The organism is Arsukibacterium tuosuense, from assembly GCF_900215315.1.
Lineage (GTDB): Bacteria > Pseudomonadota > Gammaproteobacteria > Enterobacterales > Alteromonadaceae > Alishewanella > Alishewanella tuosuense.
Genome location: NZ_OBEB01000006.1, coordinates 111164 through 134659, shown reverse-complemented (window position 1 = coordinate 134659; position 23496 = coordinate 111164). Strand labels below are relative to the sequence as shown.

General features: G+C 47.5%; 20 protein-coding genes and 4 tRNA genes. 5 read left to right on the top strand and 19 right to left on the bottom strand.

All coding sequences use genetic code 11. The annotated features are described in order from the left end of the window. Positions 1 to 53 precede the first annotated feature (53 nt). From CRO03_RS13160 to CRO03_RS13105, 12 genes are all read right to left on the bottom strand, one after another. Positions 54 to 1958, bottom strand: coding sequence for a SurA N-terminal domain-containing protein (locus CRO03_RS13160; RefSeq protein WP_097112281.1), 1905 nt, complete (start codon positions 1956 to 1958; stop codon positions 54 to 56). Positions 1959 to 2100: 142 nt separating this feature from the next. Further along, a complete protein-coding gene (hupB, locus tag CRO03_RS13155) occupies positions 2101 to 2373 on the bottom strand; it encodes a nucleoid-associated protein HU-beta (protein ID WP_019674802.1) in 273 nt (90 codons plus the stop codon). A gap of 210 nt (positions 2374 to 2583) precedes the next feature. Beyond that, positions 2584 to 4980, bottom strand: coding sequence for an endopeptidase La (gene lon, locus CRO03_RS13150; protein WP_097112092.1), 2397 nt, complete (start codon positions 4978 to 4980; stop codon positions 2584 to 2586). A gap of 112 nt (positions 4981 to 5092) precedes the next feature. Continuing rightward, positions 5093 to 6373, bottom strand: a complete 1281-nt coding sequence (gene clpX, locus CRO03_RS13145) for an ATP-dependent protease ATP-binding subunit ClpX (RefSeq protein ID WP_097112091.1) — start codon at positions 6371 to 6373, stop codon at positions 5093 to 5095. A gap of 55 nt (positions 6374 to 6428) precedes the next feature. Continuing rightward, a complete protein-coding gene (gene clpP / locus CRO03_RS13140) occupies positions 6429 to 7034 on the bottom strand; it encodes an ATP-dependent Clp endopeptidase proteolytic subunit ClpP (RefSeq protein ID WP_097112280.1) in 606 nt (201 codons plus the stop codon). A 142-nt stretch (positions 7035 to 7176) separates the two neighbouring features. Beyond that, positions 7177 to 8487 carry a trigger factor gene (tig, locus tag CRO03_RS13135; protein ID WP_097112090.1) on the bottom strand — a complete coding sequence of 437 codons (1311 nt, stop codon included), beginning with the start codon at positions 8485 to 8487 and terminating at the stop codon, positions 7177 to 7179. Between the two features lie 283 nt (positions 8488 to 8770). Continuing rightward, positions 8771 to 10024: a glutamate-5-semialdehyde dehydrogenase gene (locus CRO03_RS13130; RefSeq protein WP_097112089.1), complete on the bottom strand. Its 1254-nt coding sequence runs from the start codon at positions 10022 to 10024 to the stop codon at positions 8771 to 8773. Beyond that, positions 10021 to 11142, bottom strand: coding sequence for a glutamate 5-kinase (gene proB / locus CRO03_RS13125; RefSeq protein WP_097112088.1), 1122 nt, complete (start codon positions 11140 to 11142; stop codon positions 10021 to 10023). Before proB ends, CRO03_RS13130 begins: the two co-directional genes overlap by 4 nt. Positions 11143 to 11498: 356 nt before the next feature. After that, positions 11499 to 11575, bottom strand: a tRNA-Pro gene (locus CRO03_RS13120). Between the two features lie 22 nt (positions 11576 to 11597). Further along, a tRNA-His gene (locus tag CRO03_RS13115) sits at positions 11598 to 11673 on the bottom strand. Between the two features lie 25 nt (positions 11674 to 11698). Next, positions 11699 to 11775 (bottom strand) — tRNA-Arg (locus CRO03_RS13110). 114 nt (positions 11776 to 11889) lie between these two features. Continuing rightward, positions 11890 to 11966 (bottom strand) — tRNA-Pro (locus CRO03_RS13105). Between the two features lie 188 nt (positions 11967 to 12154). Between CRO03_RS13105 and folD the strand changes: the two genes are divergently transcribed. Further along, positions 12155 to 13015, top strand: a complete 861-nt coding sequence (gene folD, locus CRO03_RS13100) for a bifunctional methylenetetrahydrofolate dehydrogenase/methenyltetrahydrofolate cyclohydrolase FolD (protein ID WP_097112087.1) — start codon at positions 12155 to 12157, stop codon at positions 13013 to 13015. A 97-nt stretch (positions 13016 to 13112) separates the two neighbouring features. Here the strand turns inward: folD and CRO03_RS13095 are convergent, their stop codons facing one another. The 3 genes from CRO03_RS13095 to CRO03_RS13085 form a co-directional block, all read right to left on the bottom strand. After that, complete coding sequence (locus tag CRO03_RS13095) at positions 13113 to 15059, bottom strand: ankyrin repeat domain-containing protein (RefSeq protein ID WP_097112086.1); 1947 nt, start codon at positions 15057 to 15059, stop codon at positions 13113 to 13115. 130 nt (positions 15060 to 15189) lie between these two features. Beyond that, the gene (brnA, locus tag CRO03_RS13090; protein WP_097112085.1) at positions 15190 to 15459 is read right to left on the bottom strand and encodes a type II toxin-antitoxin system BrnA family antitoxin; all 270 of its coding nucleotides are present in this window, start codon (positions 15457 to 15459) and stop codon (positions 15190 to 15192) included. Beyond that, positions 15449 to 15712, bottom strand: a complete 264-nt coding sequence (locus tag CRO03_RS13085; protein ID WP_097112084.1) for a BrnT family toxin — start codon at positions 15710 to 15712, stop codon at positions 15449 to 15451. The genes brnA and CRO03_RS13085 overlap by 11 nt, the downstream gene beginning before the upstream one ends. A gap of 136 nt (positions 15713 to 15848) precedes the next feature. Here CRO03_RS13085 and CRO03_RS13080 point away from each other — a divergent pair, with 136 nt between their 5' ends. Then, positions 15849 to 16910, top strand: a complete 1062-nt coding sequence (locus tag CRO03_RS13080; RefSeq protein ID WP_097112083.1) for an alpha/beta hydrolase family protein — start codon at positions 15849 to 15851, stop codon at positions 16908 to 16910. A 49-nt stretch (positions 16911 to 16959) separates the two neighbouring features. Here the strand turns inward: CRO03_RS13080 and cysS are convergent, their stop codons facing one another. Beyond that, positions 16960 to 18339 (bottom strand): cysteine--tRNA ligase, encoded by a 1380-nt coding sequence (gene cysS, locus CRO03_RS13075; RefSeq protein ID WP_097112082.1) that lies wholly within the window; start codon positions 18337 to 18339, stop codon positions 16960 to 16962. Between the two features lie 181 nt (positions 18340 to 18520). Between cysS and CRO03_RS13070 the strand changes: the two genes are divergently transcribed. Together CRO03_RS13070 and CRO03_RS13065 are read left to right on the top strand one after the other, a co-directional pair. Then, positions 18521 to 19015, top strand: a complete 495-nt coding sequence (locus CRO03_RS13070) for a peptidylprolyl isomerase (protein ID WP_097112081.1) — start codon at positions 18521 to 18523, stop codon at positions 19013 to 19015. Positions 19016 to 19024: 9 nt separating this feature from the next. Then, positions 19025 to 19774, top strand: a complete 750-nt coding sequence (locus CRO03_RS13065) for a UDP-2,3-diacylglucosamine diphosphatase (protein WP_097112080.1) — start codon at positions 19025 to 19027, stop codon at positions 19772 to 19774. On the opposite strand, the gene miaE is transcribed toward CRO03_RS13065, so the two are convergent. Then, positions 19752 to 20543: a tRNA isopentenyl-2-thiomethyl-A-37 hydroxylase MiaE gene (gene miaE / locus CRO03_RS13060; protein ID WP_097112079.1), complete on the bottom strand. Its 792-nt coding sequence runs from the start codon at positions 20541 to 20543 to the stop codon at positions 19752 to 19754. The two genes, CRO03_RS13065 and miaE, sit on opposite strands and share 23 nt — an antisense overlap. A gap of 198 nt (positions 20544 to 20741) precedes the next feature. Between miaE and CRO03_RS13055 the strand changes: the two genes are divergently transcribed. After that, positions 20742 to 21341, top strand: a complete 600-nt coding sequence (locus CRO03_RS13055; protein WP_097112078.1) for a Yip1 family protein — start codon at positions 20742 to 20744, stop codon at positions 21339 to 21341. 83 nt (positions 21342 to 21424) lie between these two features. Here CRO03_RS13055 and purF read toward each other — a convergent pair whose 3' ends face one another. Both purF and CRO03_RS13045 read right to left on the bottom strand, forming a co-directional pair. Continuing rightward, on the bottom strand, positions 21425 to 22936 hold the full coding sequence (gene purF / locus CRO03_RS13050; RefSeq protein ID WP_097112077.1) for an amidophosphoribosyltransferase: 1512 nt from the start codon (positions 22934 to 22936) through the stop codon (positions 21425 to 21427). Between the two features lie 20 nt (positions 22937 to 22956). Further along, positions 22957 to 23445 carry a CvpA family protein gene (locus CRO03_RS13045; protein WP_097112076.1) on the bottom strand — a complete coding sequence of 163 codons (489 nt, stop codon included), beginning with the start codon at positions 23443 to 23445 and terminating at the stop codon, positions 22957 to 22959. Between the last annotated feature and the right edge of the window lie 51 nt (positions 23446 to 23496).

Below are 23496 nucleotides of genomic sequence, written 5' to 3'. Positions count from 1 at the left end.
AAAACCGTGCTAAGTGCACGGTTTTTTTATTACTAAATGGAGCATCTACGCTGTTAGTTTTGTTCCGGGGTAGCAGCTCGTAAATTACGGCTTATTTCCGCGTTGGCTTTTAATGCCGCAACGAGTGCCAGGTAACCTTGTTCAGCCTGGCGTTGTGCCATGTTATCCAGCTCTTCCTCTGCAGGCACAGCCGTTACTTCAACGTCCTGCACTGCTGATACTGAAACAACAGCAACATCACCACTCGCCAATGTTACCGAGTCAACACTTGGCTTGCCTGCTACGGGTCGTGGCAATTTAAATGCCTTAGTACGGATTTCCGGGTCAATGCTGCCGCCAAAGCGCGGAGTCGCTGGTGCGGTTTGCAAGCTTACGCCTGCCTGCTCCGCCAGACTGGCAAGGTCAGCCTGCTCTGCCAGCAACGCAGTTACCTGTTCCTGAGCCAGACGGGCCTGCTGCTCTACTTTCAAAGACGCGGTAATTTGCTCAGTTACCTCCTCAAGTGGCAAGGTACGGGCTGGCTGATACTCTTTTACTCTTACTACTACCAGGTGTTGATTGCCAATTTCAATTGGATCACTGTTTAATCCATCATCAACAAATTGCTGGTCGAAAAGTTTATTGATCACAGCTGGAAAATCCAGTGGCGCAGTTGCCTGTTCTTTACTGAATAACGGGGTAGAGCGCACACGCTCACCCAGCACAGTAGCCGTTTCTTCCAGATTATCCGGCACTTCAAATGCCACCTCGGCCATTCTGGTCTGCAATTGATAGAATTGCTCGGTAGCTTGCTCCTGCTTCAGGCGTTCAACGATGTCGTCACGCACGTCGGCTAACGGTTGCTGCTGGCCCGGGGTCAGACTCACCAGTTTAATGATGTGGTAACCATATTCACTTTGCACAACCTCAGTTAACTGACCTGCCTCAGTCAGGGCAAAAGCTGCTTGTTCAAAGTCTGGATCCATCTGACCAGGTTCCAGGCTATCCAGCACACCACCATTTTCTGCAGAAAAGGTATCGGCTGAACGCGCTTTTGCTAATTCTGCAAAATCTGCACCTTGCTGCAGCTCACTCAGTAAGGCAGCAGCTTCAGCAGCAACGGCTTCGTCAGTACCATCAGACTCGAGCATAATGTGCGCAACCTGACGCTGCTCAGCGCTGCTGAAGCGTGCCTGATTGGCATCATAATAGGTTTGAATCTGTTGATCGGTAATTTCTATTTCTTCGGCCAACGCTGCTGCTGACAACTCGACATACTCTGCAGCTACTTTTGGCTCAGTCTCAAAGCGCGGAAGTTGCATCTGATAATAGTCTTCTATCATCTGTTCGCTGATTGTCACCTGGTCTGCAAAATCTTCGGCTTTGACGACAAAGTAGGCGATGTCACGGCTTTGTTGCTCAAGCTGACGAATTTGCTGAATTTCTGACGGCAAGTAAAATTCACTGGCAAACACACCGGCCCGGAACTGACTGGCAGCCATGTCTTCCCGTACCATTTCGCGGAAATCTGCGCTTTGATAGCCCATCTGCCGCAACAAAGCGATGTAACGGTCATTGTTAAAGGTACCGTCTACCTGGAATTCGCCAAGACTTCTGATGGTATCCCGCACCTGATCGTCACCTACCCGGATCCCCAGTTTACGAACAAATTGTTGCTGTAAGGTTTCGTCAATAAGCCGTTCAAGTACCTCAGCCCGGAAACGACTGTTGTACGCAGGGTCTGCAGCAATAGTGTCGTACATCTCACCAAACTGCTCTTGCATGCGGGCCCGGTCGCGTTGCAGCGCTTGGTCAAACTGGGTTTGATTAATTTCCTCACCATTTACGACTGCCACCGCAACCTCGGTAGGTGAGCTTAAATAACTGCCTACGCCTGCCAGGGCAAAAGTAAGAATGACCAAACCTAAAATGGTTTTGGCAACAATACCCTGGGAGCCTTCTCTGATTTTCTCTAACATCTTCGCGATATCTCTATTTTCAACTTGACGGTAAGTTGTCTTAAAAAAAAAGCGCATCTTAACAGATGCGCCTTTTTTAATGAAGCCCGGTAACTTACCCGTGCTTTACAGGCCGCCCCGGCGCGCCGGGGTTAGCAACCAGTTAGTTTACGGCGTCTTTTAACGCTTTACCTGGCTTGAAAGAAGGAATTTTCGCAGAAGCGATTTGAATAGTAGCACCAGTTTGTGGGTTACGGCCTGTACGGGCAGCACGCTCGCGTACGCTGTAAGTACCAAAACCAACCAAAGCTACAGAGTCGCCTTCTTTAAGAGCATCAGTAACAGCGTCAATGAACGCGTCCAATGCACGACCAGCTGCCGCTTTTGAGATATCTGCATTAGCAGCAATTTTGTCGATAAGTTGAGACTTGTTCACAATATCATCCCCTTCAATTGTTATTATTTTCTACAACCAGCAGTTATTAGCTTTTCTAGACTGCGCTTCGTTATAACAAGCATCTTGTTGTCTTGCAAGCAGAAGACGCTTTCAAGCTAATAATTTTTCGCTTTAACCGCAGCCCTTGTTCCACAAGGGCTGGGTCGAAACTGACCATAACTTAGCACAGCCAACGGGAATGAAAAGCCCCTAAGCCGGATTTTTTGTAGTTTTTTTGCTTTTTGCTGCATTTTTTGCCGTATTTACCACGCTGACGCGGTCTGTAGGCTCTTGTAAAGCATATTCCAGCACATCTTCAATCCATTTGACCGGCATAATTTCAATGTCACCTTTTACGTTATCTGGTATTTCTTTTAAATCCCGGATATTGTCGTGAGGTATCAGCACCCGCTTAATTCCCCCACGGTGTGCCGCCAGCAGTTTTTCTTTCAGCCCGCCGATTGGTAATACCTCACCACGCAGCGTGATCTCGCCAGTCATTGCCACATCGGCGCGCACCGGATTGCCGGTTAAGCTCGATACCAACGCCGTCACCATGGCAATACCAGCACTTGGTCCGTCTTTCGGTGTCGCACCTTCAGGCACGTGAACATGGATATCGCGCTTCTCATAGAAGTCTTCATTGATTCGCAGTACTTCAGCCCGGCTGCGTACTACAGTCATCGCGGCCTGAATAGACTCTTTCATCACATCGCCCAGTGAGCCGGTGAAAGTCAGCTTACCTTTACCGACAACCGAAGCCGCTTCGATAGTCAGCAAATCGCCGCCCACTTCAGTCCAGGCCAGACCTGTAACCTGACCAATCCGGTTACTATCCTCAGCCTTACCATAATCATGCCGCTGCACACCAAGGTAGTCTTCCAGGTTGTCGGCGTTGATTACCACTTTCTTAGTATCAGCGTTTAATAAGATTTCTTTCACAGCTTTACGGCATAATTTAGAAATTTCCCGTTCTAAACTTCGCACCCCGGCTTCCCGGGTGTAGTAGCGAATAATGCCAATAATTGCACTGTCTTCAATACTTAACTCATGCGGTTTTAAACCATTTCGACTAATTTGTTTGGCAATTAAATGTTGCTTGGCGATATTCAGCTTTTCATCTTCGGTGTAGCCTGACAGGCGGATAACTTCCATCCGATCCAGCAATGCCGCCGGAATGTTCAGGCTGTTCGATGTGGCAAAAAACATTACATCCGATAAATCGTAATCAACTTCAAGATAATGATCACTGAATGCAGCGTTCTGTTCCGGATCCAGCACCTCCAGCAAGGCCGCAGCCGGATCACCACGGAAGTCTGAAGCCATTTTGTCTATTTCGTCCAGCAGGAACAACGGGTTACGCACCCCAACCTTAGCCATTTTCTGGATGATCTTACCCGGCATAGAGCCAATGTAAGTGCGGCGGTGGCCGCGAATTTCCGCTTCATCACGCACGCCGCCAAGCGCCATCCGTACATATTTACGACCGGTAGCCTTGGCAACCGACTGACCAAGCGACGTTTTACCGACACCAGGCGGGCCAACCAGACACAATATCGGGCCTTTTAATTTATTGACGCGTTGTTGCACCGCTAAATATTCAATAATCCGCTCTTTGACCTTCTCCAGACCATAATGATCGGCATTCAGCACTTGTTCGGCGGCAGCCAGGTTTTTCTTTACCTTACTGCGAGCTTTCCACGGTACTGTCGACAACCAGTCAATATAACTGCGCACCACGGTCGCTTCCGCTGACATCGGCGACATCATTTTCAATTTTTGCAGCTCAGCCCTGGCTTTGTTTGCCACTTCCACTGGCATTTTAGCATTTTCAATTTTCGCAGCCAGCGCTTCAAATTCATCAGGTGCATCTTCCAGATCACCAAGCTCACGCTGAATAGCCTTCATTTGCTCATTCAGGTAATACTCGCGCTGGCTTTTTTCCATTTGCTTCTTAACCCGGCTGCGAATACGGCGTTCAACCTGCAATATGTCGATTTCACTTTCCATCATCGCCATCAGGTATTCCAGACGCTCAGTTACATCAACCAGCTCCAGGACTTTCTGCTTATCTTCCACCTTTAATGGCATATGCGCTGCCATCGTATCGGCCAGCCGGGCTGCATCATCAATACCGCTCAGGGCCGTAAGCACTTCTGGCGGGATCTTTTTATTGAGTTTGATGTAGCCTTCAAACTGGTTAATAGCAGAGCGCAGAAACACTTCCTGCTCACTGCTGTCGATATCAATAGAAGGGATCAGCTCAACATGGGCTGCGAAGGCATCTTCGGTTTCAGTAAACTCCGCCAGCTTGGCGCGTTTTGAGCCTTCAACCAACACCTTAACCGTCCCGTCTGGGAGTTTCAGTAATTGCAAAATAGTTGCGACGGTACCAATTTGGTATAAATCGTCAGCACTTGGGTCATCCAGGGTGGCGTCTTTCTGCGCAACCAGAAAAATCTGTTTGTCGTTGTCCATCGCCGCATCTAAACATTTAATAGATTTAGCCCGACCAACAAACAGTGGGATCACCATGTGGGGGTAAACGACGACGTCACGCAACGCCAATACCGGCATATGCAAACGTTCAGTTTGTTCTACTGTCATTGATTATCTCTCGAATTAATACTGCGGGCGACACCTGATAGCCAGTATATGGGGTTAAAACGGCAAACTTCAATTGTGAAAACAAAAAAGGAGCTGAATCAGCTCCTTTTTGTTAGTGTGACTGCGCCACTTCCGGCTCGCTGTTCTCATATATCAATATGGGCTGAGTCTCGCCACGGATCACTGTTTCATCAATAACCACTTTGCTGACATCTTCCATTGAAGGCAACTCATACATGGTATCAAGCAACACCCCCTCAACTATTGACCTTAGGCCACGGGCACCGGTTTTACGTTCCATTGCTTTCTGACCAATGGCTTTTAATGCGTCTTCCCGGAATTCCAGTTCAACATTTTCCATTTTAAACAAAGCTGCAAACTGTTTCACCAGCGCATTTTTAGGCTGACTCAGAATTTGTACCAGCGCATCTAAATCTAATTCGGTCAGGGTTGCAACTACTGGCAGCCGGCCGATAAATTCAGGAATTAAACCGTATTTCACTAAATCTTCCGGCTCTACATCCCGGAACGACTCACTCAGACTACGGGTGCTCTCCTTGCTCTTCACTGTTGCGCCAAAGCCAATACCCGCACCTTTAGCACTGCGCTGTTCAATCACTTTATCCAGCCCAGCAAAGGCACCACCACAAATAAACAGAATTTTTGAGGTATCTACCTGCAAAAACTCCTGCTGCGGATGCTTACGCCCACCCTGCGGTGGTACTGAAGCAATAGTGCCTTCAATCAGTTTCAACAATGCCTGCTGTACACCCTCACCTGATACATCACGAGTAATAGACGGGTTATCAGACTTACGGGAAATTTTGTCTATTTCATCGATATAAACAATGCCACGCTGGGCTTTTTCCACATCGTAATCACATTTTTGCAGCAGCTTCTGAATAATATTCTCGACATCTTCACCGACATAACCGGCTTCAGTCAGGGTTGTTGCATCGGCCATAGTGAAAGGAACATCTAACAACCGTGCCAGCGTTTCTGCCAGCAGGGTTTTACCGCTACCGGTGGGGCCGATTAGCAAAATATTACTTTTACTAAGTTCAACTTCTTGCTTGTGCTGAGCGCTGCGCAACCGTTTGTAGTGGTTGTATACGGCTACCGCCAGTACTTTCTTAGCATGCTCCTGGCCGATAACGTAGTCATCCAGGTGGGCACGAATTTCCCGCGGTGTGGGCAACGTATCAGACTCGCGTTTGGGCGAAATATCTTTAATTTCTTCACGGATAATGTCGTTGCATAAATCAACGCATTCATCACAAATATAGACTTGTGGGCCTGCGATCAACTTACGCACTTCATGCTGTGATTTGCCACAAAACGAGCAATATAATAACTTGCCGCTTTTATCGCCGTCAGTGCGGTGATCAGACATGTAACTACCTCTTATAACGTCGCTGGTGACCGCAATAATGGTCACCCTGCTTTAATTACTTCGCATCTCTTTTGCTTAATATGGTATCGATCAGACCATAATCCAAGGCCTGTTGTGCACTTAAGAACCGGTCACGTTCAGTATCATTAACAATTTCTTCGTACGTCTTACCGGTATGATCAGCCATCAACCGGTTTAATTTTTCTTTGATGCCCAGAATTTCCCGGGCATGTATTTCAAAATCAGTCGCCTGGCCCTGGAACCCGCCCAGAGGCTGATGGATCATCACCCGGGCATTTGGCAAGCAGTAGCGCTTACCTTTAGTGCCGCCTGAAAGCAAGAATGCTCCCATACTGGCTGCCTGGCCAACACAAACAGTAGCGATATCAGGTTTAATATAGCGCATAGTGTCATAAATTGATAAGCCAGCAGTAACTGACCCACCGGGCGAGTTAATATAAATGTAGATATCTTTTTCCGGATTTTCCGATTCAAGAAACAACAACTGCGCCACAATCAGGTTGGCCATATGATCTTCAACCTGGCCGGTTAAGAATATTACCCGTTCTTTTAACAGCCGGGAAAAAATGTCATATGAGCGTTCACCTTTGGCAGTTTGCTCAACAACCATAGGTACTAAAGCGTTCATGATGTCAGTCATATCGCGTGACATTGGCATAAAATGGGGTCCCTTAAAATAAACTCGGTATAGTTTTGCCGGAAAATAAAAGCGCGGCCGGAAAATAAAATGGCCCGAACTACTGTTCGAGCCATTAAAACCGTCATACCACGATAAGTCAATCTTAGTTAGTGGCTTGCGGGTTCATTATCTCGTCAAAGGCAGCAGCCTGCTCAGTGACTTTAGCTTTAGTCAGGATCAACTCAATAGCCTGCTCTTCCAACGCTACATTGCGCATGCTTTGCATTAACTCATTGTTGCTATGGTAATACTGCACAACTTCAGCCGGATCTTCATAGGCAGAGGCTACGTTGGCAATCAATTCTTCTACTTTGGCATTGTCAACTTTCAGCTCGTTGGTTTTAATCACTTCACCCAGCAACAAGCCTACTTTCACCCGGTCTTTTGCCTGTTCTTCAAACAGCGAGGCCGGTAATTCTGGTAATTGCTTAGGATCAACGTTGTTACCAAAACGCTGCAACGCTTGCTTACGCAGTACCTCAACTTCACCACCAATTAATGACTGTGGAACTTCCACTACATTATTTGCCAGCAAGCCTTTAATTACCTGCTCTTTTACCTTACCTTTGATGGTTTGCTTCAGTTCACGTTCCATGTTTTTACGCACTTCAGTTTTCAGAGCGTCAACACTGGCTTCTGTTAAGCCAAACAAGGTAGCAAACTCGTCATTTAATTCTGGCAGTACCTGCTCTTCCACAGTATTTACTTTAACAGCGAAGCTGGCAGCTTTACCTTTCAGATTTTCAGCGTGGTAATCCTCCGGGAAGGTTACCTCGACGGTAGCTTTCTGGCCTGCTTTTTTACCAATTACGCCATCTTCAAAGCCCGGGATCATCCGACCTGCGCCTAATTCCAGCTGGAAGTCACTGGCTTTACCGCCTTCAAACTCTTCACCATCGATTGAGCCAACAAAATCCATTGTTACCCGATCGCCTGACACTGCTGCGCCTTTTTTAGCCTGCCATTTAGCGTGTTGTTTGCGCAACGTTTCCAGCATTTTTGCCAGATCATCGTCACTGATTTCAACCGAAGGTTTGTTTACTTCGATTTTCTCCAGATTGGCTACTTTAACTTCCGGATATACTTCAAACGTCGCAGCGAACTCTAAATCTTTACCTGCCGCTAAGGTGCCTGGTGCGAAAGTTGGCGCGCCAGCAGGTGTTAATTTGTTCTCAATAACGGCCTCATAAAATGAGCGTTGCATTTGCTCAGATGCCACTTCCTGCAGCACTGCCTGACCGAAACGTTTCTGAATGATCGATACCGGCGCTTTACCCGGACGGAAACCATCGATACGCTGGCGCTTAGCCAGATCACGTAAACGGTTTTTAACTTCTGAATCAATTTTGTCAGCCGGCACAGTAATAGTTAAACGGCGCTCTAAACCCTGGGTGGTTTCCACAGAAACTTGCATCTTGCTACCTCGAAATCAAAATCAGGCGTCTGAATTACGCCGTGCTTGTATGGTCTGGACTCGAAAAACTTAAGCTGAACCTGACCTGTTATAAAATTGGACGCGGCATTATAGCGGGCTAAATCAACATAGTCGAGCCTTTAGCCCTGCTTGTTTTCCCCGTTTATCTTGACAAAAAATAAAAAACAGACTTAACCCTGTAAAGCTAAGTCTGTTCAATAAGTTAGCCGACTACTTACTATATATCACAGCCAGTTTAGCCAACTGTAAACAACTAAAAGTATCAGTTACGGATCTGGCCGCTGCCGGTTACCACATATTTCTCTGTGGTCAACGCTTCCAGCCCCATTGGACCATATGCATGCAGCTTACTGGTTGATATGCCAATTTCAGCGCCTAAACCCAGCTCACCGCCATCGGAGAAACGTGACGAGGTATTGTGCATTACTACCGCAGTATCTACTGTGCGAATAAAACGATCGGCGTTGGCCTGGTCAGCCGTGCAAATGACTTCGGTATGCTGGCTGCCAAACCGGTCAATATGATCAATGGCTTCATCCATATCAGCTACTACTTTAATGGCAATTTCAGGTGCCAGATATTCCTGACCATACTCATTATCGGCAATAGGCGACGCGCCTTTGAAATAACCGATACTTTGGCCACACGCATGCACTTTTACCTGATGCTCAGCCAGAGCGTTAGCTACCATTGGCAAAAAGTCTGCTGCCTGATGTTTATTGACCAGCAAGCCTTCCAGCGCGTTACACACACCGGGCCGCTGCACCTTACCGTTTATCAGTAAATTCAGTGCCATGTTTAAATCGGCTGTCTGGTCAACGTACAGGTGGCAAACCCCTTTAAAGTGCTGAATAACCGGAATACGGCTATGCTCCGTAACAAAACGGATAAGCCCTTCGCCACCCCGGGGAATGACTAAATCAATAAACTGGTCTTGCTTTAACAAGGCAAGTAATAATTCCCGATCCGGGTCAGGTACTATGGTAATCACTTCTTCTGGCAAATCATGGTCGCGCAATGCCTGACGCATAGCAGCTGCTATTGCCAGACTGGTATTAATCGCTTCCCGGCCGCAACGTAAAATAACAGCATTTCCTGATTTAAAACATAGTGCACCAGCGTCAGCAGTCACATTAGGCCGCGCTTCATAAATCATGCAGATAACACCAAGCGGGATGCGGGTTTTTGCAATATTGATGCCGTTTGGGCGTTGCTCAATCTGTCGGGTCAAACCCACTGGATCCGCTAGCTGAATAATTTGCTCAATGGCCTGGGCCATCGCTTCAATCCGCTCAGAGTTGAGGGTAAGCCGGTCTATCATCGCCGGGCTGGTGCCATTACTGTCAGCCTGAGCGACTTCGTCTTTGTTTGCCGCAATAATAGCCGGAGTGGCCTCACGAATGCGGTTGGCAAAGCTTTGTAATACAAAGTTTTTTTGTTCTGTAGATAATACAGCAACAGCTTTGGCAGCTTTTGCTGCCTGGGCAGCCAGCTTGGCTGCAACATCAGAAATCATAATTTCTCCAATAACATCATTTCACTACGGTGAATTACAGCATCACTGCCGGCTGGGCAGTATCCCAAACATTTTGGTATATCCCGGCTTTGCTGGCCTTTAATTGAAAATAGCTCCGTAGCACTAAAACGGCTTACGCCCTTGGCAATGCGGCGTGTGCCTTTGGCACAGCGAATAATTACTGCATCGCCTGAATCAAACTCACCTTTTATCTGGACAATGCCACTGCTCAATAATGACGCACCATGCTGACTCAAGGCTTCAATACAGCCATCATCAACCCAGATTTCACCTTTGGCACGCAAGGTGTGACGTACCCAATGTTTTTTAGCCGGTAACGGTTTGTGCTGGCCAAAGAATACTGTGCCAGGATTTTCACCCGCTAAAAGACACTCAAAAGTTGTCTGCTGATGGCCATCAACAATCAGGGTATCAATGCCCTGTGCGGTTGCCTTTTCAGCTGCTTCAACTTTAGTACGCATACCGCCAGTACCCACTGCCGATGCGGCACCGCCAGCCAGACTATAAATAGCCGCGTCAATCTTGCTTACTTCCGGGATCAGCGTTGCCATCGGGTCTTTGCTTGGATCTGCGGTATATAAGCCTTTCACGTCTGAACAAATAATCAGCGCATCAGCATTAACTACCGTCGCTACCATTGCCGCCAGATTGTCGTTGTCGCCAACTTTAAGTTCATCAGTAGCAATAGTGTCGTTTTCGTTAACGATTGGCAGCACCTGATGATCCAGTAGTCGCCTCAGGGTATTTTGAATATTGACGTGCCGCACCCGGTCACTTAAATCGCCGTGTGTCAGGAGCACCTGAGCACAGGGAAAATCAAAACAATTAGTCCAGAAATTCATCATCTGGTTTTGCCCCACCGCAGCCATTGCCCGTTTTAAAGCAATAGGCACCCGTTGATGCGAAAAATTAAAGTGATGACGGCCTGCCGCTACACTACCAGAAGACACTAAGATAACTTCACGACCTTGTTGTCTGCATTGGTGGATAAATTCAGCGATTGGACGTAAGTACTGTTCGCTACATCCTTCGTTATCTGGCGCAATCAGGGCACTGCCCACCTTCAATACGACCCGACGCCAGCTTGGGTTTATCATAACTCCTCCGTTATTTTGACCGCCGGCAGTATAGCAAAAAGGCTACCCTGGTACCACCGCCGCTACTGCATGAGAAGCATTTTCACAAAGGAAATAAGCATTAATATTCATTAATTTAGCATTAAAAATGCCAAATGCAACCAGGCTCCTGGTTACTTTTCAACCAGTAAAACTGTAATTAAATTACAGTTTTAGCCAATATCTTTCAGGTTAATACCGCAACACCAGAGAGTGCATAACGCAACCCATTATAGATTTGATGAATACCTGGTATAAGCGGGATGATATTTAGAAATGAATAAATTTAAGCAGAAAAACACCAAAATCAGGTGCGCTAATTGAAACTTCAGGGAGAATGGTCGGTGATGCAGGATTTGAACCTGCGACCCCTTGGACCCAAACCAAGTGCGCTACCAAGCTGCGCCAATCACCGACTATAAGAACTCTGGGAAAGATGGGGTGGATGATGGGGTTCGAACCCACGACAACCGGAATCACAATCCGGGGCTCTACCAACTGAGCTACAACCACCACTGAAACTGTACTGCGCTTGTTATGGCGCGCCCGATAGGATTCGAACCTATGACCCACGCCTTAGAAGGGCGTTGCTCTATCCAGCTGAGCTACGGGCGCAATATCGATAGCCCTACCAAGCTTAAAAAATATTAGTCGGTAATGCAGACTTTAAACCTGCGCCCCGTGGATTAAGAGTACCCAAACCACGTGTATACCAAACCTTTTTAAAATTGGTCGGTGATGCAGGATTTGAACCTGCGACCCCTTGGACCCAAACCAAGTGCGCTACCAAGCTGCGCCAATCACCGACTTTGCTGCACTGCTGCAACGGGGCGGAATATTAACGCTCGCCACCTAAGGCGTCAAACCTTTTTTTGCAATAATCAGTCGATTGCTGATTATTTGAACCTTTATTAGCTTTAACAGCTCAGGATGGAGTTCTGGCAGCGGCTGTGCGAAAATAGCGGCATTAAAACGTGACAGAGACCCCACCAGCATGACAGCACAAATTATAGACGGCAAAGCAGTAGCTCAGGCAACCAAAGATAAAGTTGCCGCTCAGGTAAGAGCCCGGGTAAAGGCAGGAAAAAGAGCACCGGGTTTAGCGGTCGTGCTGGTAGGTGTTGACCCCGCTTCCCAGGTTTATGTTGGCAGTAAACGCAAGGCTTGCGAAGAAGTGGGTTTTCACTCGGTGTCTTACGACCTGCCCTCAGATACTACTGAACAGCAACTGGTAGATTTAATCGACAAACTTAATCAAGACAATACGGTAGATGGCATTCTGGTGCAGCTGCCGTTACCAGCAGGTTTAGACTCGTCAGCCATCTTAGAGCGGATAACCCCGCATAAAGACGTCGACGGCTTCCACCCATACAATATTGGCCGCCTCGCCCAGCGTATGCCATCGCTGCGCTCCTGTACACCCAAAGGCATTATGACACTGCTGCAAAGCACTGGTGTTAATGTCAAAGGTATGGATGCCGTGGTGGTTGGCGCGTCTAATATCGTCGGCCGGCCGATGGCGCTGGAGTTGTTACTGGCCGGTTGTACTACCACCGTATGTCATAAATTCACTAAAAACCTGGAAGCCCAGGTGCGCCGCGCCGATTTACTGGTGGTCGCGGTTGGCCGGCCCGAGTTTATTCCCGGTGACTGGGTAAAACCGGGCGCGCTGGTTATCGATGTCGGCATAAACCGGCTCGACAGTGGCAAGCTGGTAGGTGATGTCGAATACGCTGCCGCAGTAAAACACGCCCGCTATATTACTCCGGTACCAGGCGGCGTTGGCCCGATGACCGTGGCCAGTTTAATTGAAAACACTCTGGAAGCCTGCGAGCTTTATCATGATAAACACTAAACAATAATAGGCAGCGATTACTGTCGCTGCCTGTTAATAGAAACCACACGATTTAATCATATTGTCCAAGTTGCACTATCAGCTTTCGAACATTTAGCTATCGAACATACGGTAGTGGGGTATCACCAGTTATCGCAAGCTCAGGGTGCCTACTTATCAACGACTCATAAAGCCTGGGGTATTTCAGTTGAATAACGGCCATTCTGCTTCGGTGAAAAGCATCAATGTCAGGGTGGTATGCCATCAGGACATTGACAAGTGTTTCTATATCCTGCCGTGAGACTCCAGATTGGTTAGATCTCAGCACGACATGAAGTGGGTCCTGCCCTTGGTCATCGAATGAAAATGGATACCCCTCGCTCTGTAGAAACGATACCAAACTTACGTTAAATCGCTCGGTAGCATAATACATCAAGGTTTTCTCTCTGCTGTCCACCCCGCGTAAATTTGCTCCTGCTTGCTCAAGCGCCTGAACCAAAGCGACATTGGGCTGTAGCAACATAAGATCAAAAAACTGAAGATCATCGACCCATAATGAACTCTGATTTAACTCTGAAAAGTACTCAACATTGAATCCCAGAAGCTGGATTATGAGCATTCGCTTTTCGTTGTCACTATATGAGTGCCCCTCCAAATAACTCATCGCTTGCTTTATATCGCCTTGTTGCACTTGTTTAATGGCTTCCGGCGGTATTCGCACGCCCGCAATTGGCCTGTCCCGCCGTTCCCGGTATATATCCACCAGCAAGGGATCAATTCTGGCCAACTCACTGATAATTCGCGTTGCTGACTCGCCATACAACTTCTCAATGCTGTTTACAACTTCGTGCGCCGATTTCGGCTGCCACTGTTTATCCACTGCATGAAGTATTCGCTGACAGGAGCCTTGCAATTCACGATGGTTTGGATTGCCAAGCTTTGCAGCCAGGTAAACATCTCGCTCGGCTTCAAGAGTATCAATCAGAGGATGCTGTCCATCCAATGCGGGCACTTCACGCTGTTCTATTTGCGTAAGATCTAACTGATAATTCTGTGATAGAGATACAATTTTCTCTTCACTAAAACTGTAGAAGTGGCGTGGAGAAGAGCCCTCGATGGTTTCTGGACGTTTCACTTTAAACCGCGCTTGCGCTCCGTGCAGCTTGAGTAATTTAACTACTTCGACAGCGTTAGCCTCGGTATTTTCGTTTGCAAAGGTCAGACGACTTAAAGCCCACTCCATAGACGAACCCAGATAAGCATCTGAGGTCGGTGACAAACCCATTAGCAATAAGTTTTCTACCAACACTGGCCGGGAAGCCGCTACGGCAAAATCAAGTAAAGAAATCGCTTCAATCCCTTCATAGCTGACTATCGCAGCAGGGATAGTTATGTCGCTAAGCATCATCAGAATATCCTCGTCGGACAGTCCCGAATTAATAAAATAAGCAACATCGTTCACACCGACCTGGTGTTCAGCAAGAACCTGCCTTTTTTCCTCGTCAGTCATCGTCGCAAATGAGGCCAACGCAGTAAGTGGAACTTTCAGTTCAATTGAAAGACCAGAATCTGCCAGCTCTGGAAATTGCTGACGAAGTTGCTCATTTAACTGTTGATTCGAAAACGCGAATTCAGTGCCCTTGCGCAGTTGCTTAACCCGGAAACTCGCTGCAAAGTTTGAGTTAGCGAAGCGCTCTACCGCCAATGTAATTTCATCCAGTGAGTATCCTTGTTCCAGGTAGCTCGCCCAATCCCGGTGATATTTGCGGCTCCAACTAAAACTCTCTGAGTGAAACTCCTGGATAAACTGCTCACACTGAGCATAATCGGGCGTATCGAATTTTACTGCTGCATCAGAAACGTTGTGTTCTGAAGCGGAGTTTTTTTGCGTTTTAACTATACTTTGCTCAGGCAGGTTAGACTGCACGTACGAATTGCTTGCCCTCTCAGGCCGTTCGTTCGCGGATCGAACCCCAAATTTAATAACCGCGACCAAAGTGAGCACTAGCCCAATAAATATCCATGTTCTATGGTGGCTTGTTTTCTTACCGCCAAACCAACTCATTCCAAAATTATTCCAGTTAATAAATGTTGATAGATTGTTTTCATGCGAATGCGCCGTGTCAAGCCGTCACAAGTAAGAGACTACAAACTGGAACCGCTGAAAAGAGGCCTTCATACCCGTCAATGCTCTGTTAATGCGCGCCACTTGCGGTGTCACTTTTCAGCGAATTGTTAGCAGCTTCAGCGCGCAGACGCTCCACTAACCACACCTTGATAATTGACTGACGAGTAACGCCAATGCGTGCAGCTTCGCGGTCCAGTGATTCAACCACCCACGCGGGAAAATCAACATTAATGCGCTTTGCTTCCTGATTTACCCGCCGTGCAGACTTAACAACCAGATCATCAATAATGTCTTTAGTACCTTCATCAAACTTGGTATCAAAATCTTTAGCTTTCATACAACTCTACCTCTCTCTTACGCGAACGTCTTACCGAAATAATACGAATGTTCTGGCCGCGGTAAGTGATAACAGCTGACCAGTGCTTCGCCCCAATCAGCCCAATGACAACGTATCGAGGTTCATCACTTGATATCGCCTGAACTTCAAGTAAATCCTGATCCTGCCATAAAGCTTGGGCATCGTAAAAGTCGATCCCATGCTTAACGAGGTTCGACTGACTTTTGTCGTTATCAAATTCAAACACATGCATGAGTATAAATTATTCCTTTTTTACTCATTTAGCAAGGGTGTCAAATAGAGACGACCGTTAGCGTATACTGACCCAACCAAACCCCAAACCACTTTTCAGCGTACTAAATGTGTTAGTTTCAGCAAAGAGGACTTTTATGCGATCTCATATCATGATTAAAGCATTCGGCGCCACCGCGTTTATTGCTGCTTTGCTGATATCTTTAACCGGATGCGCTCAAAAGCAGGCAACAGATAATGTTGTCTGGCAACAGCAACTGAATCTGCCCTCTGTAAAATACTCGGCTGAAGTCGCTAAGCGCTTGTGGCTGAATATTGAAGAAACCAGTTTCGACTGGCTGGACCAAAGCAGAGATCGGGTTGTGCCAGCGTTGTTGTTTAAACCCGCACGTCAGCAAAAAGCCAAAGCATTAATTGTGTTTTCTCATGGCTTAGGCGGTTCGAAAGAGCGTTACGCTTATCTCGGTCAGTATTGGGCCAGTCAGGGCTATGCCAGCTTACATGTGCAGCATGACGGCAGTGACCGAAAAGTCTGGCGAGGCAGCAGACTAACGCTAGCTTTTCGATTGATGGACGCGGCGGACACAGCAGAAGCCTTAGCCAGAGTTCAGGATGTGAAGTTTGCTTTGGACCAGATATTAGCGTCTGGCCATGCCGCTGATTTTGATAACCAGAATATTGTAATGGCCGGCCACTCGTATGGTGCCAATACCTCAATGTTATTAAGCGGTGCACAAGTTGAGCAAAACGGCAGCCTGGTCAGCCTGAAAGATGATCGCATCAAAGCGGCTATTTTAATTTCAGCCCCTCCTTTTTATAATGATCAACCGCTGGATAAAGTGCTGGCTGACGTGAACATTCCCACTTTGCATATCACTACCACCGAAGATGAAATTCGGGTGCCGGGTTATTATTCATCACCACAAGACAGGTTTGAATTATATTACGCCATGGCCAGCAGCTACAAAGTGCTGGCGGTGTTTAGCTCAGGTAGCCACAATATTTTTTCAGGCTGGCGTGGCAGTAAAGATACTAAGCCACAGCAGCAGGTGATCAAAGCCGCCACCCAGGCATTATCCAGTGCTTTTCTTGAACAAATAACCACTGATGACAGCCAGGCAATAAGCTTATGGGCCCAGCAACATCAAGCTGTGTTGTCTAAGTTTATTCGCTCAGACTTAGTGGCGATGGTAGATTAAAGTATTAAAAAAACCGCCAACAGGCGGTTTTTTTAATACTTTAACGTAATCAGCCTTTACGCCAGCTGGTTACGCCGTTTTTATCTTCGACAATAATCCCTTTGGCCGTTAACGCATCGCGGGCGGCGTCTGCTGCTGCCCAGTCTTTGTTCGCTCGGGCGGTGTTACGCTGGGCGATTAGTGCTTCAATCTCAGCAACATCATCATCTGATGCACCGCTTTGTAAAAACTGCTCAGCATCACCTTGCAGCAAGCCTAAGGCACCCGCTAACAGGGTTAATAAAGCGGCTAACTCAGCCGCTTTGGCCGGCTCCGTTTCTTTAAAGCGGTTTACTTCGCGGGCCAGTTCAAACAACACCGGCAAGGCTTCCGGGGTATTGAAATCATCGTCCATCGCGGCTTTAAACTGGGCGATGTACGGGCTTTTTAAATCAATACTGTGGCTTGGCGTAACATTACGCAGTGCCGTGTATAAGCGCCCTAGTGCAGCATGAGCCTGAGTTAAATTCTCAGCAGAGTAATTTAACTGGCTGCGATAATGGCTGGATAATAAAAAGTAGCGTACCGCCTCGGCGTTGTATTCCGCCAGCACGTCTTTCACGGTAAAGAAGTTGCCTAAAGATTTCGACATTTTTTCTTTATCTACCTGCACCATACCGGTGTGGATCCAGGTATTAACGTACTTATGACCGTGGGCACAGGTAGACTGGGCAATTTCGTTCTCGTGGTGCGGGAATTGTAAGTCTGAACCGCCGCCGTGAATATCAAAATGCTCGCCTAAGTGCTTGGCACTCATCGCTGAACATTCAATATGCCAGCCCGGCCGGCCATTGCCCCACGGCGATTGCCAGAACGGCTCGCCCGGCTTGGCGCCTTTCCATAAGACGAAGTCCAGCGGATCATCTTTATTTCCTGCCACTTCTACCCGCGAGCCCGATTGCAGCATTTCGAGGTTTTGCTGGCTTAACTCGCCATAGGCGTCGTATTTACTGACATCAAACAATACATCACCATCTGCAGCAACATAGGCAAAGCCTTTGGCTATCAGCGTTTCAATCAGCGCGATAATTTCGGCCATATGGGTGGTAACCCGTGGCTCGATATCAGCCGGCAATAAACCCAAAGCGTCAAAGTCTGCATGCATTGCGTCGGTAAAACGTGCTGTCAGGGCATCGCAGCTTTCATTGTTTTCAGCGGCGCGCTTGATAATTTTATCGTCAACATCAGTAATATTACGTACATAAGTGACGTCATAACCGCAGAAACGCAGGTAACGATTAATCACATCAAAAGCCACATAAGTGCGGGCGTGGCCGACGTGGCAATAATCGTAAATGGTAATTCCACAGACATACAAACCCACTTTGCCAGGCTCAATAGGGGTGAACTCTTCTTTTTTACGGCTTAAGGTATTGTAGATCTGTAGCATTGGCGTCCCCAAAAAATTGACTTACAAATATTAACTTATAAATAAAGAGCTAAAACATCGGTATACAGGCTCATAATTCAGCCCGCTAGTGTACCACCAGCATTGGGTAGCCGCTATCGTTGCTTTATGAAATGCCCAGGCTGAGTTACAATAAAGCCATTCAAACAGAGGACACGATTCAATGATTAATTTACATACCAATTATGGCGTTATCACCCTTAACCTGTTTGCCGATAAAGCACCGGTTACCGTGGAAAACTTTATCAGCTATGTGAAAGACGGTTTTTTTGATGGCACCATTTTTCATCGGGTAATCGATGGCTTTATGATCCAGGGCGGCGGTTTTACTCCCGATATGGATCAGAAAGAAACCAAGGCCCCAATTAAAAACGAAGCCAACAATAAAGTGGCTAATAGCAAAGGCACTATTGCGATGGCCCGTACTAACGACCCGCACTCTGCTACCTGCCAGTTTTTTATTAATATTGCCGATAACAGCTTTTTAAACCACAGCGCTGAGTCAAGCCAGGGCTGGGGTTATTGTGTATTTGGTGAAGTGACTGACGGCATGGAAGTGGTCGAAAAAATTCGCCAGGTTAAAACAGGTCGCTTCGCTGGCCACAGCGATGTGCCAGTTGAGCCGGTCGTCATCGAAAAAGCCGAGCTGCTTGCTTAAGCGCCGTTGATGCAAAACCCGCACACGCTGTTTATTGCCGATCTGCATTTGTCTGCAGATCGGCCCGATATCACGGCTGCCTTTCTGCGTTTTTTACAACAGCAAGCCGTAAAGGCAGAAGCGTTGTATATTCTCGGCGATTTATTTGAAGTCTGGATTGGCGATGACAACCCCGAGCCACTGCTGGATACCGTAGCGGTGACATTAGCCGCCCTTAGCGCCAAAGTGCCGGTTTACTTTATTCACGGCAATCGTGATTTTGTGTTGCGCCAGGGCTATGCCGACCGCGCCGGTATGCAGTTGTTACCGCAGCAGCAGGTTATAGACTTATACGGCACCCCTACCCTTATTATGCATGGCGACAGCTTATGCACGCTGGATATTGCTTATCAGAAGTTTCGCAAATGGTGGAACCAGCCATGGTGGCAGTGGTTGTTGTTAAAAACCCCAATAGCCTTCCGCCAGCGCTTGGCCGCTAAAGCACGGCGCAAAAGTGCTGAACATAAAAAACACTACAGCCAACAAAATCAACCGCAAATTATGGATGTTACACCAACTGAAGTGCCAAAAGTGATGGCAGAGTATGGGGTTGCCAGACTGATTCATGGCCATACCCACCGCCCGGCAGTGCATCAACTAGAGGTGAATGGCAAGCCTGCAGCGCGTTATGTCTTGGGCGACTGGTACAGCCAAAGTAGCTATTTAACCGTGTCTGCCAACAGCTGGGATTTGGTTTTTACGCCGCTGACTGGGCACTAACAAGTGCCGCTGGGCAGCCGCTGTGAAATTTGAAGTCCGGATCGGGCGTTAATATAAGCCCCGCTTCGATCTCACCAAAAAACGCAACCCGCTCACTGATATCAGTGTCGGTAACCTGCTGCGCCAGGGTTAGATAATCCTGATAATGGCGTGCTTCAGAGCGCAACAATGAGATATAAAAATCAGTAATCTGCTCTGGTAATAACGGCGCCAGTTTAGCAAACCGCTCACACGACCGTGCTTCTATATAAGCACCGCAAATAAGTTTATCCACTATAGCTGCTGGCTCAAAAGTACGGACATGGCGCAGTAAACCTTTGGCATAGCGACTGGATGTGGTTTTTTCATAGGCAATGCCATTTGCTGCCATGACCTCAAGCACCTGATAAAAATGATGCAACTCCTCTTTAATCAGCAACACCATCTTATCGATTAAATCCTGAGCATAGCGGCTGCTGGCTTTTGGGATCATTGATTTTTTCAGCGTTAGCCCGGCCAGCGCCCGCCAGTCACCCTGCTGCCGGTAGGTAAAGTCTTCAAAAGGTTTCAACCATTGCAATAGCGCATCGGCACTGTTGTCATCCACTGCATAACGACGGATCAGGTACATGGCACTCTGAGCTGCTTTTAACTCACAGATAAGATGATCCCGCAGTAACGTTGGCAGACTTTCAGGTCGAGCCGCCTGCTCAAGCCAGCCGGTTGGCGTCGCACAGCCTAAAAAGTCGCTGACAGGTTGTAATAGTTGTTGCCATTCACTACGTTGCATAATGGGAACTGTCTTCTAAAAAGTGACTGTATTATACCCAAAGGGCAGTCCAGCACCAAGTTTGATCTGGACTGCTGCATTGTTGAAAATTAGTGCAAGTTGCTTGACGAACGGCTAAGTTTTAGTCATAACTGAGTTAAGGGTGGCTTAGTAACATGGTTACCCGAGTTGAGGGGCGTAGTAATAAGGATAATAATTATGATACTAAACCATTTATGGGGCATTTATGCCCACCCGAAAGAAGAATGGCATACCATTGATGCCAGACATGAAAGTTTCCGCTATAGCATGGCCCACATTTTGATTGTGGCGCTGATCCCAGCCATTTGTGCCTATTATTCTGCAGTTCATTTAGGCTGGAGCATCGGCGTTGGCGATCCGATTAAACTTACGTCACAAAGCGCCTTGATTATGTCCGTAGCAATGTATTGTGGCTTAATCATTGGCGTGTTTGCGCTGGCGTGGCTGGCACACTGGATGGCGCATACCTTTGGCGCAGAACCCACCTATACTCAGACCGTAGAATTATGCTCTTATACCTCTACTCCATTATTTATGGTAGGTTTTGCGGCACTTTACCCGGAGCTTTGGTTCGTGGTCAGTGTCGGGCTGGTAGGTCTTGCCTATTCAGTATATTTACTTTACGTCGGCGTTCCCATTTTAATGCACATCCCGGAAGAGCGCGGTTTTATTTATGCCAGCTCAGTCGTTACTGGCGGTTTAACCCTACTGGCCGTGCTGATGGCAACAACCGTAATTTTATGGATGTCAGGTTTCGGCCCAACATACACCCACTGACGGTCTGAACATATTCAGTGAGGTAAAAAAACAGGCGCCTGAGGGCGCCTGTTTTTTCATTACATTTAGTGATTAAACCAGGTTCAACCTTCGTTATAGGTTTCCAGGTTCGTTGCCATCGACATTGCCGTGTGGGCTTTGGCGTCATCACTGCGCGTTTGATCCAGTCGGTTTAAATAGTCCTGATCGATATCATTAGTGACATAGTGGCCATCAAATACCGAGGTTTCAAACCGCTTAATATCGGGGTTTTGTGAGCGCACTGCTTCGATTAAATCGGGCAGCGACTGGAAAATAAGACCATCAGCGCCAATGGTGTCGCAAATACTTTCAACGTCGTGGCCGTGAGCAATTAATTCATTAGCTGATGGCATATCAATACCATACACGTTAGGAAAACGAACTTCAGGAGCTGCAGAAGCAAAATAAACTTTTTTTGCGCCAGCCTCCCGCGCCATTTCAATAATCTGACCAGATGTGGTGCCGCGGACTATCGAGTCATCAACCAGCAACACATTCTTACCCTTAAACTCCTGCCAGATAGCATTCAGTTTGCGTCTAACAGATTTTTTGCGCTGAACCTGACCTGGCATAATAAAGGTACGGCCTATATAGCGGTTTTTCACAAACCCCTGACGGAACGGCAATTGCAGCTCATTGGCAATTTCCAACGCTGCATCGTTACTGGTTTCCGGGATTGGAATAACCACATCGATATCCAGATGCGCCCATTCCCGCTTAATTTTCTGACCCAGCACCTTGCCCATAGCGACTCTTGACGCATATACCGAAATATTATCGATAGTTGAGTCAGGCCTGGCAAAATAAACATATTCAAAAATACACGGCGTATAATTTGGGTTTTCAGCACACTGCTGGCTGAATAACTCGCCCTGCTCAGTAATGTATACCGCCTCACCCGGCGATACATCCCGCAGCACGGTAAAGCCATCTGCATCCAGTGCCACACTTTCCGACGCCACCATGTATTCGGTGCCGGCAGCAGTTTCCCGCTTGCCCATCACCAGCGGCCGGATACCGTTAGGATCGCGAAATGCCACCAGGCCATGGCCAATGATCAGTGCTACCGCCGCATACCCCCCCCGGATTTTCCGGTGGGCACTGGCAACCGCATTAAAAACCTGCTCAGGTTCCAGCTGCATAGTCGATTTCGCCTGCAGTTCATGCGCCAGAATGTTCAGTAAGATCTCTGAATCGGACGTGGTATTAATATGGCGACGCGCCAGCCGGAACATGTCTTCTTTTAATTCGTGCGAATTAGTTAAATTACCGTTGTGCGCCAACGCAATTCCAAAAGGGCTGTTAACGTAAAACGGCTGGGCTTCAGCAGTACTGGATGAACCAGCTGTTGGGTAACGGACATGGCCAATGCCAATATTGCCCGACAACCGTTGCATATGGCGGGTTTCAAATACGTCTTTAACAAGGCCATTGGCTTTGCGTAATCTGAGGGTATTGTTATCCACGGTAACAATGCCTGCGGCGTCCTGGCCCCGATGTTGTAACACTGTCAGACCATCATACAGCGCCTGATTGACCGGATACTTACCTACGATTCCAACGATACCACACATTGATTATTTCCTCGCCAGCCCTAGGGCTTTTGCATAAAACTGGAATGGTTTTCCAGATACTCAAAAAACCATTCGATAATAAAACCAAATTCGGGGATCAACACCGATTGTTGCCACCAGAGCGCTTGCGCTGCCGGGGTAAAAGCATCCATAAAAAACAATACAGCACTTACTACCAGCACGCCCCGCAACGCACCAAATACCAGACCCAGTACCCGGTCAGTGCCTGACAGTCCCGTTCCTTGCACTAACTTAGCAATAACAAAGTTGATTAAGGCGCCAAGGATTAGTGTACAGATAAATAAAATAGCAATGGCCGACGCATTGCGGATTGTGGGGTCGGTGATATTAGTAAAAAGTGACGCAAGTTTTGGATAATACTGGCTGGCAATAAAGAAGGCCAGAAACCACACTACCAGCGAGATAGCTTCTTTGACGAAACCGCGGATCAGACTGATGACAGCCGATAAGGCAATAATTGCCAGTATAACAAAATCAACCCAAACCATTTGCTACCAAAGGATGCCTGATGACGGCGCGCATTCTATCAAACCGGCTGA

What these genes read in the sequence shown, in the direction of transcription:
- CRO03_RS13160 (WP_097112281.1), bottom strand. Translation starts at nt 1,958, where the DNA reads ATGTTAGAGAAAATCAGAGAAGGCTCCCAGGGTATTGTTGCCAAAACC.
- lon (WP_097112092.1), bottom strand. Translation starts at nt 4,980, where the DNA reads ATGACAGTAGAACAAACTGAACGTTTGCATATGCCGGTATTGGCGTTG.
- clpX (WP_097112091.1), bottom strand. Translation starts at nt 6,373, where the DNA reads ATGTCTGATCACCGCACTGACGGCGATAAAAGCGGCAAGTTATTATAT.
- clpP (WP_097112280.1), bottom strand. Translation starts at nt 7,034, where the DNA reads ATGACTGACATCATGAACGCTTTAGTACCTATGGTTGTTGAGCAAACT.
- tig (WP_097112090.1), bottom strand. Translation starts at nt 8,487, where the DNA reads ATGCAAGTTTCTGTGGAAACCACCCAGGGTTTAGAGCGCCGTTTAACT.
- CRO03_RS13130 (WP_097112089.1), bottom strand. Translation starts at nt 10,024, where the DNA reads ATGATTTCTGATGTTGCAGCCAAGCTGGCTGCCCAGGCAGCAAAAGCT.
- proB (WP_097112088.1), bottom strand. Translation starts at nt 11,142, where the DNA reads ATGATAAACCCAAGCTGGCGTCGGGTCGTATTGAAGGTGGGCAGTGCC.
- folD (WP_097112087.1), top strand. Translation starts at nt 12,155, where the DNA reads ATGACAGCACAAATTATAGACGGCAAAGCAGTAGCTCAGGCAACCAAA.
- CRO03_RS13095 (WP_097112086.1), bottom strand. Translation starts at nt 15,059, where the DNA reads ATGAGTTGGTTTGGCGGTAAGAAAACAAGCCACCATAGAACATGGATA.
- brnA (WP_097112085.1), bottom strand. Translation starts at nt 15,459, where the DNA reads ATGAAAGCTAAAGATTTTGATACCAAGTTTGATGAAGGTACTAAAGAC.
- CRO03_RS13085 (WP_097112084.1), bottom strand. Translation starts at nt 15,712, where the DNA reads ATGCATGTGTTTGAATTTGATAACGACAAAAGTCAGTCGAACCTCGTT.
- CRO03_RS13080 (WP_097112083.1), top strand. Translation starts at nt 15,849, where the DNA reads ATGCGATCTCATATCATGATTAAAGCATTCGGCGCCACCGCGTTTATT.
- cysS (WP_097112082.1), bottom strand. Translation starts at nt 18,339, where the DNA reads ATGCTACAGATCTACAATACCTTAAGCCGTAAAAAAGAAGAGTTCACC.
- CRO03_RS13070 (WP_097112081.1), top strand. Translation starts at nt 18,521, where the DNA reads ATGATTAATTTACATACCAATTATGGCGTTATCACCCTTAACCTGTTT.
- CRO03_RS13065 (WP_097112080.1), top strand. Translation starts at nt 19,025, where the DNA reads ATGCAAAACCCGCACACGCTGTTTATTGCCGATCTGCATTTGTCTGCA.
- miaE (WP_097112079.1), bottom strand. Translation starts at nt 20,543, where the DNA reads ATGCAACGTAGTGAATGGCAACAACTATTACAACCTGTCAGCGACTTT.
- CRO03_RS13055 (WP_097112078.1), top strand. Translation starts at nt 20,742, where the DNA reads ATGATACTAAACCATTTATGGGGCATTTATGCCCACCCGAAAGAAGAA.
- purF (WP_097112077.1), bottom strand. Translation starts at nt 22,936, where the DNA reads ATGTGTGGTATCGTTGGAATCGTAGGTAAGTATCCGGTCAATCAGGCG.
- CRO03_RS13045 (WP_097112076.1), bottom strand. Translation starts at nt 23,445, where the DNA reads ATGGTTTGGGTTGATTTTGTTATACTGGCAATTATTGCCTTATCGGCT.